9 protein-coding genes are annotated in these 12,489 nt (G+C 63.3%); 2 read left to right on the plus strand and 7 right to left on the minus strand.

Features of this window, described 5'->3' with window-relative positions; genetic code table 11:
• Window positions 1–199: 199 nt before the first annotated feature.
• Window positions 200–841, plus strand: a complete 642-nt coding sequence (locus BT264_RS21865) for a carbonic anhydrase (RefSeq protein WP_072440706.1) — start codon at window positions 200–202, stop codon at window positions 839–841.
• A 37-nt stretch (window positions 842–878) separates the two neighbouring features.
• Window positions 879–2,429, plus strand: a complete 1,551-nt coding sequence (locus BT264_RS21870; protein ID WP_072440708.1) for a SulP family inorganic anion transporter — start codon at window positions 879–881, stop codon at window positions 2,427–2,429.
• A gap of 72 nt (window positions 2,430–2,501) precedes the next feature.
• Here BT264_RS21870 and BT264_RS21875 read toward each other — a convergent pair whose 3' ends face one another.
• The 7 genes from BT264_RS21875 to BT264_RS21915 form a co-directional block, all read right to left on the minus strand.
• Window positions 2,502–4,046, minus strand: a complete 1,545-nt coding sequence (locus tag BT264_RS21875) for a 2-isopropylmalate synthase (RefSeq protein ID WP_034184878.1) — start codon at window positions 4,044–4,046, stop codon at window positions 2,502–2,504.
• Between the two features lie 313 nt (window positions 4,047–4,359).
• Window positions 4,360–5,232, minus strand: coding sequence for a CDP-diacylglycerol--serine O-phosphatidyltransferase (gene pssA, locus BT264_RS21885; protein ID WP_072440710.1), 873 nt, complete (start codon window positions 5,230–5,232; stop codon window positions 4,360–4,362).
• Between the two features lie 15 nt (window positions 5,233–5,247).
• Window positions 5,248–5,892 carry a phosphatidylserine decarboxylase gene (locus BT264_RS21890; protein WP_034184876.1) on the minus strand — a complete coding sequence of 215 codons (645 nt, stop codon included), beginning with the start codon at window positions 5,890–5,892 and terminating at the stop codon, window positions 5,248–5,250.
• A gap of 116 nt (window positions 5,893–6,008) precedes the next feature.
• Window positions 6,009–7,721 carry a group II intron reverse transcriptase/maturase gene (ltrA, locus tag BT264_RS21895; protein ID WP_072440712.1) on the minus strand — a complete coding sequence of 571 codons (1,713 nt, stop codon included), beginning with the start codon at window positions 7,719–7,721 and terminating at the stop codon, window positions 6,009–6,011.
• Between the two features lie 1,180 nt (window positions 7,722–8,901).
• Complete coding sequence (gene ilvC, locus BT264_RS21905; RefSeq protein ID WP_047898620.1) at window positions 8,902–9,918, minus strand: ketol-acid reductoisomerase; 1,017 nt, start codon at window positions 9,916–9,918, stop codon at window positions 8,902–8,904.
• A gap of 104 nt (window positions 9,919–10,022) precedes the next feature.
• Window positions 10,023–10,514 carry an acetolactate synthase small subunit gene (gene ilvN / locus BT264_RS21910; protein ID WP_006750445.1) on the minus strand — a complete coding sequence of 164 codons (492 nt, stop codon included), beginning with the start codon at window positions 10,512–10,514 and terminating at the stop codon, window positions 10,023–10,025.
• Window positions 10,515–10,626: 112 nt separating this feature from the next.
• A complete protein-coding gene (locus tag BT264_RS21915) occupies window positions 10,627–12,390 on the minus strand; it encodes an acetolactate synthase 3 catalytic subunit (protein ID WP_072440714.1) in 1,764 nt (587 codons plus the stop codon).
• Window positions 12,391–12,489: the final 99 nt, after the last annotated feature.

A 12,489-nucleotide genomic window follows, 5' to 3' on the forward strand; every position in this document is an offset into this window, starting at 1 on the left:
CATGCGCAATGCATGTCATGCGTTGGGTTGGTGCACGCAATGCACTACACCAATCCAATTTGAAACAATTTGTTTCAACACACCCGAAGTGCTAGGGCATACCCCTAATATCAGTCGAAATTCAACCTTTCAATTCAGAAAGAATCCTATTGCGCCATTTCGGCCGATATTTATTTGCCTTTGTCATAAAGGAGTCCTCATGAACCGCCCCAAGAGCATGCTGGTTGCCAACATCGCCTGGGCCCGCGAGACGCGCGAACACACGCCCGGCTTTTTCGACGCGCTCGCGCGCGGCCAGAATCCGCGCGTGCTGTGGATCGGATGCTCGGACAGCCGCGTGCCCGCCGAAACCATCACGCACTGCGCACCCGGCGAGCTGTTCGTCCATCGCAACATCGCGAACCTGTTCCATCCCGACGACGACAATTCCGCCAGCGTGCTCGAGTATGCGGTGCGCGTACTGCAGGTCGACCACGTGATCGTGTGCGGGCACTACGGGTGCGGCGGCGTGCGTGCGTCTCTGCTGCCGCCGCCGTCCGAGCTGCCGCACGTCGCGCGCCGCATCGCACCGCTCTGCGCGCTCGCGCGGCGCCATCGCGACACGCTCGACGGGCTCGACGACACGGCCGCCGCCGACCGCCTCGCCGAGCTGAACGTGCTCGAACAAGTACGGCTGCTGCGCGCGTCGCCGATCGTGCGCGGCCGGGAACGGCCGCCGCTCGTGCACGGCTGGATCTTTTCGCTCGCCGACGGCCGCCTGCAGGAACTCGATTCCGGCTACGCGACGCCGCCCGCCAATGTCGAGCCCGCGCAGGCCGCTACGGCCGCCGCGCTCGGCTGATTCCCCCGTCCCCTATGCCAACGAAATCGCCCCAATCATGAAACTGAACGAGCGCCTGTCCACCCTGCCGCGCGACGTCGTCGCCGGCATCGTCGTTTTCCTCGTCGCACTGCCGCTCTGTCTCGGCATCGCCAATGCATCCGGCGTCGAGCCGTTCGCCGGGCTCGTATCCGGCATCGTCGGCGGCATCGTCGTCGCACTGCTGAGCGGCTCGTCGTTGTCCGTCAGCGGGCCGGCCGCCGGCCTCGTCGTGATCGTCGTCGAAGGGATCGCGCAACTCGGCAGCTTCTCCGCATTCCTGCTCGCGGTGCTGCTGTCCGGCGTGCTGCAGTTCGGATTCGGCATGCTGCGCGCCGGCCGCTTCGCCGCCTACGTGCCGTCGCCCGTCATCAAGGGCATGCTCGCCGCAATCGGCCTGCTGCTGATCGTGAAGCAGATTCCGTTCGCGTTCGGCATCGGCGGCTCGGGCGCGCAATCGTTTGCGAACTGGCCGAGCCTGCCGGTCGCGTGGGCCGCCACGGCCATCGCGCTCGTATCGCTCGCACTGCTGGCCGCGTGGGACACGCCCGCGCTGCGCCGCTTCGCGCTGGTGCGTTCGGTGCCCGCACCGCTCGCGGTCGTCGTGCTGGGCATCGGCGCGACGCTCGTGCTGGGCCTCGTCGCGCCGTCGGTCGCGCCGGGCGCCGCCCATCGCGTGACGCTGCCCGAGCTCGGATCGTTCGCGGCTTTCGCGGCATCGCTCAAGCACGCGGAGCTTGGCCCGAACTTCGCGCAGCTCGTCAATCCTGACGTGTGGCGCGTCGCGATCACGCTCGCGGTCGTCGCGAGCCTCGAGACGCTGCTGAGCCTCGAAGCGGTCGAGCAGATCGACCCGAAGCGCCGGCCGACCCAGCCCGACCGCGAACTGAAGGCCCAGGGCGTCGGCAATCTCGTCGCGGGCGCGTTCGGCGGCCTGCCGATCACGTCGGTGATCGTGCGCAGCTCGGTCAACGTCAATGCAGGCGCGCAAAGCCGGATGTCGGCAATCGTCCACGGGATGCTGCTGCTCGCGAGCGTGTTCGCACTCACCGGCCTGATCAACCTGATCCCGCTCGCGAGCCTCGCCGCGATCCTGATCCACACGGGTTTCAAGCTCGCGAAACCGGCGCTGTTCCGCTCGGTGATGAAGCAGGGGCCGGCCGCGTTCGTGCCGTTCGCCGCGACGATCGCCGGCGTGCTCGCGGTCGACCTGCTGTTCGGCATCGCGCTCGGCCTCGCATGCAGCGTGCTGGCGGTCGCCGCCGCGAACCTGAAGAGCCCCGTCACGCTCGCGCAACACGACGATCACTTCCTGCTGTCGTTCCGCAAGGACGTGTCGTTTCTCGGCAAGGTGCAGGTCAAACACCACCTGCGGCACATTCCGGACCGGGCGGCGGTCATCATCGACGCGACGCGCGCCGACTACATCGATCACGACGTGCTCGAACTGCTCGACGCGTTCGTCGCCGATGCGCCGCGGCGCGGGATCGCGGTCGAGTTCCGCCGACGCAGCCCGGCGCCCCGCCCGGCCGCGCGCCGCTGGCTGTTCCGCGCACCGGCCGCCGAATGAGCGGCAGATGAAAAAACGCCCCGGCGGCGCAGGGCCGCACGGGGCGTTTCGGTGATGCGCAGCGCGCGGCGCTTACGAGCGCTGCGGGTTGAGCTTGTCGTCCTTCGAATGCAGCTTGTTCAGCGCGGAGATGTACGCCTTGGCGGACGCGGCAACGATGTCCGGATCGGTGCCGACGCCGTTGACGATCCGCCCGCTCTTCGACAGCCGGACGGTCACTTCGCCCTGCGCCTGCGTGCCGGTCGTGATTGCATTCACCGAGTACAGCAGCAGTTCGGAACCGCTGCCGACTTCGCCCTCGATCGCGTTGAACGTCGCATCGACCGGACCGTTGCCGCGCGCCTCGCCGGTCACTTCCTTGCCTTCGACCGCGAACACGATCTTCGCCTGCGGCTGCTCGCCCGTTTCCGAACGCTGCGACAGCGACACGAACTTGAAGTGTTCCTGCTCGTGCGCGAATGCCGATTCCTCGGACACGATCGCAATGATGTCCTCGTCGAAGATCTCGGCCTTGCGGTCGGCCAGATCCTTGAAGCGCATGAACGCGGCGTTCAGTTCCGCTTCGCTGTCGAGCGACACGCCGAGCTCCTGCAGGCGCTGCTTGAACGCGTTGCGGCCCGACAGCTTGCCGAGCACGATCTTGTTCGCGGACCAGCCCACGTCTTCCGCGCGCATGATCTCGTAAGTGTCGCGTGCCTTCAGCACGCCGTCCTGGTGGATGCCCGACGCGTGCGCGAATGCGTTCGCGCCGACCACCGCCTTGTTCGGCTGCACGACGAAACCGGTGATCTGCGACACGAGCTTCGACGTCGGCACGATCTGCGTTGTGTCGATGCCGACGTCGAGGCCGAAGTAATCCTTGCGCGTCTTCACGGCCATCACGATCTCTTCGAGCGACGTGTTGCCCGCGCGCTCGCCGAGACCGTTGATCGTGCACTCGACCTGACGCGCGCCGCCGATCTTCACGCCCGCGAGCGAGTTCGCGACGGCCATCCCGAGGTCGTTATGGCAGTGCACCGAGAAGATCGCCTTGTCCGAGTTCGGAATGCGCTCGCGCAGCGTCTTCACGAGGTTGCCGTAGAGCTCCGGCACGCCGTAGCCGACCGTATCGGCGATGTTGATCGTCGTCGCGCCTTCGGCGATCACGGCTTCCAGCACGCGGCACAGGAAATCCAGGTCGGAGCGGCTGCCGTCTTCCGGCGAGAATTCGATGTTGTCGGTGAACTTGCGTGCGAAACGCACCGCGAGGCGTGCCTGCTCGAACACCTGGTCGGGCGTCATCCGCAGCTTCTTCTCCATGTGCAGCGGCGACGTCGCGATGAACGTATGGATCCGGAAGCTGTTGGCCGGCTTCAGCGCGTCGGCCGCGCGCTGGATGTCCTTGTCGTTGGCCCGCGCCAGCGAACAGATCGTGCTGTCCTTCACGAGACCGGCGATCGTGTGGATCGCGTCGAAATCGCCGTTCGAGCTGGCCGCGAAGCCGGCCTCGATCACGTCGACCTTCATCCGCTCGAGGTTCTTCGCGATGCGGATTTTCTCTTCCTTCGTCATCGACGCGCCGGGCGATTGCTCGCCGTCACGCAACGTCGTATCGAAAATGATCAGCTTGTCTGTCATGAGGGGGCTCCAGGGCTTTTTATACGGAAGTCAAACGTAATGAGATCGCGCCACCGCTGGCGACGCTCAACAACAGACGAGGCTTGACGGAGGGCGGGAACGGTCAGCGCGGCAGGCGCGCCAAAGCTAGCGCGCGTAGCGGCGCACCGGCTAGAAGGAGGGAGAGGCGGGAAAATGCAGTCATGCCGAAGACTATAGCGACATTCCGCTGGGCGCGCAATCGGACGGCACCCCGGGGTCCGGCGGCCCGGCTTGAAAAAAGGGCAAATGAAAACGGCGGCCTCGCGGCCGCCGTTTTAGGGCAAATCGTGCGTCAGTGATCGCGCTGCGACGAGCGCGCCGGATTCGCGCGCCCGCGGATCGCCATGTAGGCCCAGAACACGTAGCCGGACAACCCGTACAGCACGAACAGGCAGAACAGCATCAGCGGCGGGTCGGACGACACGAGCACGAACGCGACGACGACGAGCAGGATCGCCGCGAACGGCACGCGGTGCCGCACGTCGAGCGCCTTGCCGCTGTAGAACGGCGCGTTCGACACCATCGTCACGCCCGCATAGATCGTCAGCACGAACGCGACCCACGGCAGCCAGCCGAGCTTCATCGGCACGCGATTGTCGGTCGCGAGCCATACGAAGCCCGCGATCAGCGCGGCGGCGGCCGGGCTCGGCAGCCCCTGGAAGAAGCGCTTGTCGACGACGCCGATGTTCGTATTGAAGCGGGCGAGGCGCAGCGCGGCGCCCGAGCAGTAGACGAACGCGGCGAGCCAGCCCCAGCGGCCGAGATCCTTCAGCACCCACTCGTACATCACGAGCGCGGGCGCGACGCCGAACGACACCATGTCCGACAGGCTGTCGAACTGCTCGCCGAACGCGCTCTGCGTATGCGTCATGCGCGCGACGCGCCCGTCCATCCCGTCGAGCACCATCGCGACGAAAATCGCGATCGCGGCGATCTCGAAACGCACGTTCATCGCCTGCACGACCGCGAAGAAGCCGCAGAACAGCGCGGCGGTCGTGAACGCGTTCGGCAGCAGGTAGATGCCGCGCGTCTTCAGGAACCGCTGGCGCGAAGCGCGGCGGCTCTCGATGGGCACCGGATCGGGCGCCATCCCCTTGTTGCGGCGGAACGGGCGTGGCGTCTGGCTGGTGCCGTTGCGCGGCCGGCGCGGTTTGAATGCGGCCATCGTGCGCCCCGCCGCTTACTGTTCGAGCTCGGCGAGGATCGTCGACGACGCGTAGACCTTCTCGCCGATCGACACCTTCGCGCGGCTGCCGATCGGCAGGTACACGTCGACGCGCGAACCGAAGCGGATGAAACCGTAGCGCTGGCCGCGCGACAGCGGCTCGCCGGCGCGCACGTAGCAGAGAATCCGGCGGGCGACGAGACCCGCGATCTGCACGGCGGTGACGGTCTTGCCGCTCGCCGTCTGGATCACGACCGCGTTGCGCTCGTTCTCGGTCGACGCCTTGTCGATCGCCGCGTTCAGGAACGCACCCGGGAAGTACTCGACCTTCGTGATCGCGCCATCGACCGGCGAACGCTGCGAATGGACGTTGAAGACATTCATGAACACACTGATCTTCAGCGCTTCGCGGTTCGCGTACGGATCCTGCGAGGTCTCGACCGCGACGATGCGGCCGTCCGCCGGGCACAGCACCGCGTTCGGCTGCGCCGGGATCGGGCGCTGCGGATCGCGGAAGAACTGGACGACGAAGGCGAGCAGCAGCCAGAACGGCCACGCGAAGCCGAAGCCCCCGACGGCGTGGATCAACAGCGCGATGACGGCAGCAATCGCGATGAACGGCCAGCCTTCGCGCGCGATGATCGGATGAGGATAGTTCATGGATTCGTTCTGTGTTCGGTGAATTGGTAGGGTAGCCCCTTCTCCTTGCGGAGAAGGGGCCCCCTAGGAACCGTACGTGCGAGTTTCCCCGCATACGGCTCGAGCCTACATGTAGATCAAAGTCCGACCTGGGGTCGAACCGGCTTAGTTACCGCAATTTTACCGGCGTGCACCTGCCGGTGGCAGTCGGGGTGAAGCAGAACCCGATTGGACACGGCGTCAGTTCCGCCATGCATCCGGTATTCCAGATGATGGTCGTGCCAACCCGTTTCATCCGTTAGGGCACAGCCGCAGTGCGCACACAACCCGCCCTGCGACATGTACAGGCTCGCCCATTGTTTTCGGTAGCGCATGGTGTCCCCCATGCGCTCCTGCCGCAATTGCTCACCGTACTGCTCCCATTCCAGATCAAAGGGGTTGTAGCCGCCCTTGATCTTCTTGTGCCGTTTGATCTCCGTACCACTGAGGTGGTACAGCTCATTCAGCCCCTGACTGCCGTCGTCACGAACCGCTCGGACAGCGAATACCCAGTGTCGAGTTCCGACCGTGTGGAAATATTTCTTTCTCACCCAATCGGCACTCTTCTTCGGATGCCGCCTCCTTGACCACCGCCAGAGCCTCTGGAAGACCAGCGACTCCATGCGGCTGTACACCTGCTTCGCCACCACGGGGCGGTGATACTGCGCCCACCCGCGTAGCATCGGGCTCAACAGTCGGATCAGATCCGCCTGCTTGACCGCCTTGTTGCCGCTGATCGTCTCCGCAACCTTGCGATAGAACGTCTGCACGTTCTTCTTGCTCGGTCTGATGAGTAGCGTTCCCGAGTACTTCCGGAAGTTCCACCCAAGGAAATCGAAGCCTTCGTCAATGTGCACGATGCGCGTCTTTTCCTCGGAGAGTTGCAATCCTCGCTGCGCAAGGAATGCCTCCACCCAAGGTTTGACTTCGCTTGCCAGGATCTCTTGCGAGTCCCCGGTGATCACGAAGTCGTCCGCGTACCGCACTGCATTCACTTTCAGTTTCTTGGCCTTCGCGATCCCAAATCTCGCACGCAAGTGCTCGATCAGTTCACGTTCCAACCCGTTCAGCGTCACATTGGCCAACGTTGGGGAAATGATGCCTCCCTGCGGCGTACCGGCCTCAGTCGCCTGTAGCTGCCCTTTGTAAATCAGGCCAGCCTTCAACCATTTCCGCAGGATCTCCTTGTCCATCGGGACATGGTTCACCAGCCAGTCGTGGTTGATGTAGTCGAAGCATCCCTTGATGTCGGCTTCCAGTACCCAGTAAGCCGAGGCCTTCTTGGATAGAGAAACAAACAGTTGGGACATGGCGTCGGCGGTCGAGCGATTGATCCGAAACCCATATGAGTTCGGGTCGCTCGTCGATTCCGACACTGGCTCCAAAGCCAACAAGTACAGGGCTTGCATCGCCCTGTCCCGCATGGTCGGTATGCCCAGAGGGCGCAACTTTCCATTGGCCTTGGGGATAAAGACCCTCCGTAATGGCAGAGGCTTGTATCCGCGCCGCTTCAACTTGCCGATAGCTTCCCATCGGCTCTCAGGCGTGTCCCACAGTTCGCGATCGACTCCAGCCGTTCGCGCACCTTGGTTTTGCGTAACACGTCGTACCGCGTACAACTTTGCGGACAACGTGCGGGTCAGCATCCGTTGCAGGGCTTTCATCCTGCGCCAGTCACCTTCCCGCGTCGCCTTCGCAATTCGAATCTGCATCCCTCTCACGTTCCGTTCCACGCGACGCCAATCGACGTCGTGCCAGTGGTCCGGCGCATGGGAAAGCGCAGACCCACCCTTACGGGTAGATACTTTCATGCTGCTCTCCTGCTCAAAGAAGTGAATCCCTTTGCGGAAAGCAACACGCCCCTTGCGGGAGCGTTTTGCTCCCACAAGGGAAAAGAACAACACTGATGGCTAAGAAGCCACCAGCAATCACTATTTCAGCTTGAGGGTTAGTCAGCCATCTTGCGACGGTAGACCAGACGGAAGTCTGCCCACTTTCGCGTGAGGTGATGTCTCAACCTCTATCCGGACCATTACAACCCGGCGTTCGCTTTCTCCGTCCTCCCATACCCGCACTGCCAACAGCGTTCCTCACGGTTCGCCTGCCAACGCTCACGCGTCGGCAGCAATACGGGCTTACCACGTTCCCGGCATGTCACACGACCGATTTAGGTTCTGCCTCTTCCCCGGCGGTCCAGCGACGACGTAACCCGAGCTTTGAACGGGTTATCCGACCGCACACCTTTTGGTTCATGCCTAACAGCAGCTTAGGCACTTCGCTACTTACGAGGTTTATCAGCAGTTCACTTGCGTTAACCATGTCGATCAGCCTGGCTCCTTGACCCCATCGCTGCTAGGAGTCTCCATGCCCGCACCTCACGGCACGTGCATGCCCGAAAATCCGGGGGCTACGTTGTCAGAAGAGCTTCACACCCCACCGTTACCAGTGACGCATGTCTTCCTAGGCTACTGCTGGTCGTACAGCAGGTTCCCTTTACTCACCCTTACCGCTGGTGAGACCGAACAATGACACACCGAGCTATCGCTCGTATCGCGTAACGAATCCGTAGCCCGAGGGCGCGGGATTTACATACTCCAATCCGCTTGGTCAGCGGAGGTGAAGCCGCTGACTGGGCGGAACCTGACGGTAATCAGGTCAATGCAATACGACGACCGGTGTAGTTCAGCACACCGGACATCGCCTATGGCGATACCTGGCATACCCATACCGGGTTCGTTTCGTTACAAGAAGTGCAAAGACTGCCGGGCTTCGTGAGGCCCACATTGCACTTTTCGCGGCTGGTAAGGCTCCTACTGACGCCCCCCACTCAGCACCGCTAGTCGATGTCCCTTACGTTGGGACTGCCCGGACACGAGCGTGCGTGTCGCACCAAAGCCCGTAGCATAACAAAAGCCGCCCGGGGCACTGCTGCCTTCGGACGGCTTTTTGATGCCGACCCTCCACTCGAAGGGCCGGAACAGCACGCGGTGCTTAGTTCTTCGTCTGGTCGACGAGCTTGTTCTTCGCGATCCACGGCATCATCGCGCGCAGCTTCGCGCCGACCTGCTCGATCTGGTGCTCGGCCGTCAGGCGGCGGCGCGATTGCAGCGTCGGAGCGCCTGCCTTGTTCTCGAGAATGAAGCTCTTCGCGTACTCGCCCGTCTGGATGTCGGTCAGGCACTGCTTCATCGCCTTCTTCGTCTCTTCCGTGACGACGCGCGGGCCCGTCACGTACTCGCCGTACTCGGCGTTGTTCGAGATCGAGTAGTTCATGTTCGCGATGCCGCCTTCGTAGATCAGGTCGACGATCAGCTTCAGTTCGTGCAGGCACTCGAAGTACGCCATTTCCGGCGCGTAGCCTGCTTCGACCAGCGTCTCGAACCCTGCCTTGATCAGCTCGACGGTACCGCCGCACAGCACGGCCTGCTCGCCGAACAGGTCGGTTTCGGTTTCTTCACGGAAGTTCGTCTCGATGATGCCTGCACGGCCGCCGCCGTTCGCCGCCGCGTACGACAGCGCGATGTCGCGTGCCGCGCCCGACTTGTTCTGCGCAACCGCGATCAGGTGCGGCACGCCGCCACCTTGCGAGTACGTGCCGCGCACGGTGTGGCCCGGTGCCTTCGGCGCGATCATGATCACGTCGAGGTCGGCGCGCGGGATCACCTGGCCGTAGTGGACGTTGAAACCGTGCGCGAACGCGAGCGCCGCGCCCTGCTTGATGTTCGCGTGCACTTCCTTCGCGTACACGTCGGCGATCTGCTCGTCCGGCAGCAGCATCATGACGACGTCCGCGCCCTTCACCGCTTCCGCGACTTCCTTGACCGACAGGCCGGCGTTTTCGGCCTTGCTCCACGACGCGCCGCCCTTGCGCAGGCCGACCGTCACGTTCACGCCGCTTTCCTTCAGGTTCAGCGCGTGTGCATGGCCTTGCGAGCCGTAGCCGATGATCGTGACTTGCTTGCCCTTGATGAGGGAGAGGTCGGCGTCTTTGTCGTAGAAAACGTTCATGATGGTTCCTTCGCTAATTCAAAAATTCAACAATTCGTTCGGATGGAGTACTGCGAGCCGGGACATGACGGCGCACCCGGCGTGCCTCTTCGGCATTTTCGGCATCAAACCTTCAGGATGCGCTCGCCGCGTCCGATGCCGGAGCTGCCGGTACGCACGGTCTCGAGGATCGCGCTCGCGTCCAGCCCCTGGATGAATGCGTCGAGCTTGTCGCTCGCGCCCGTCAATTCGATCGTGTAGGTCTTTTCGGTCACGTCGATGATGCGGCCGCGGAAAATGTCCGACATCCGCTTCATTTCTTCGCGCTCCTTGCCCACTGCACGTACCTTGATCAGCATCAGCTCGCGTTCGATGTGTGCACCGTCGGTCAGGTCCACCACTTTCACCACCTCGATCAGGCGGTTCAGATGCTTCGTGATCTGTTCGATCACGTCGTCGGAGCCAATGGAAACGATGGTGAGCCGCGACAGCGATTGGTCTTCGGTCGGCGCCACCGTCAAGGTTTCGATGTTGTAGCCGCGTGCGGAAAACAGACCGACCACGCGCGACAGCGCGCCCGGTTCGTTCTCCAGCAGGACGGAAATGATGTGTCTCATGTTCGCTTCTTCCAGAATGTGTCCGTGTCGATTCACTCGCGCCGCGCGCCGCCGCGTGCCGCACCGCCCTTCGTGAAGGCGGCCGCATCGGGCTCAAGCGCGCGTCGCGCCGTTACAGATCTTCCGATCCGAGCAGCATCTCGGTGATGCCCTTGCCGGCCTGTACCATCGGCCAGACGTTTTCGGTCGGATCGGTCTGGAAGTCGAGAAACACGGTGCGATCCTTCAGGCGCAGCGCTTCCTTCAGCGCCGGCTCCACATCCGAGGTCTTTTCGATCCGCATGCCGACATGGCCGTACGCTTCGGCGAGCTTCACGAAATCGGGCAGCGCATCCATGTACGAATGCGAATAGCGCTTGCTGTATTCGATCTGCTGCCACTGGCGAACCATGCCGAGGTAGCGGTTGTTCAGCGAAATGATCTTCACGGGCGTGTCGTACTGCAGGCAGGTCGACAGTTCCTGGATGCACATCTGGATCGAGCCTTCGCCCGTGATGCACAGCACGTCGTCGTCCGGGTGCGCCATCTTGACGCCCATCGCTGCCGGCAGGCCGAAGCCCATCGTGCCGAGGCCGCCGGAGTTGATCCAGCGACGCGGCTTGTTGAAGCGGTAGAACTGCGCGGCCCACATCTGGTGCTGGCCGACGTCCGAGCACACGAACGCATTGCCGTCCGTCAGCTCCCACGCCTTCTCGACCACGTACTGCGGCTTGATGATCTCGCTTTCGCGGTCGAACTTCAGGCAGTCCTTCGCGCGCCAGCCCTCGATGTCCTTCCACCATTGCGCGAGCGCCTCGGTGTCGGGGCCATGCTCGGCCGTCTGCAGTTGCTCGATCAGCTCCTTCAGCACTTCCTTCACGTCGCCGACGATCGGGATGTCGACCTTCACGCGCTTCGAGATCGACGACGGGTCGATGTCGATGTGGATGATCTTGCGCGGACGCGACGCGAAGTGCGCCGGGTCGCCGATCACGCGGTCGTCGAAGCGGGCACCGATCGCGATCAGCACGTCGCAGTGCTGCATCGCCATGTTCGCTTCGTAGGTGCCGTGCATGCCGAGCATGCCGAGGAATTTCTTGTCCGACGCGCGATAGCCGCCGAGGCCCATCAGCGTGTTCGTGACCGGGTAGCCGAGCAGGTCCGCGAACTGGTTCAGTTCGCGCGACGCGTCGGCGAGGATGATGCCGCCGCCCGTGTAGATATAGGGACGCTTCGCCGTCAGCAGCAGCGACACGGCCTTGCGGATCTGGCCCGAATGGCCTTTCGTGACGGGGTTGTACGAACGCAGCGACACGCTCTTGACCGGCTCGTACTGGCACGGCGTCTTCGAGATGTCCTTCGGAATGTCGATCAGCACCGGGCCCGGACGGCCGGTGCGGGCGATATAGAACGCCTTCTTGACGGTTTCCGCGAGGTCGCGCACGTCCTTCACGAGGAAGTTGTGCTTCACGCACGGACGCGTGATGCCGACCGTGTCGCACTCCTGGAATGCGTCCTGGCCGATCGCGGCAGTCGGCACCTGACCGCTGATCACGACCATCGGGATCGAATCCATGTAAGCCGTCGCGATGCCGGTCACCGCGTTGGTGACGCCCGGGCCCGACGTCACGAGGCAGACGCCGACATTGCCGGTGGAACGCGCATACGCATCGGCTGCGTGCACGGCCGCCTGTTCATGGCGCACCAGCACGTGCTGAATCTTGTCCTGCTTGTAAAGCTCGTCGTAGATATAGAGAACCGAGCCGCCGGGGTAGCCCCAGATGAATTCGACGTTCTCGTCGGCCAGTGCCTTCATGAGCACGGTGGCGCCGATGGAGTCGCTATCGGGAGGGGAAAGGGGTTCCGACGTGGAGAATTCCGCGCTGGGCATGTTCATTTTGACCTTTCGAATTTTCGGCAAAAAATTGATCGGGTGCTCTCTGCCGGGCTTGTGGCTCGGGTTCAAGCGGCGCGTCCAGTTTGAAGGGCGGGCTTC

Source organism: Burkholderia sp. NFPP32 (assembly GCF_900119325.1).
Taxonomy (GTDB): domain Bacteria; phylum Pseudomonadota; class Gammaproteobacteria; order Burkholderiales; family Burkholderiaceae; genus Burkholderia; species Burkholderia pyrrocinia_C.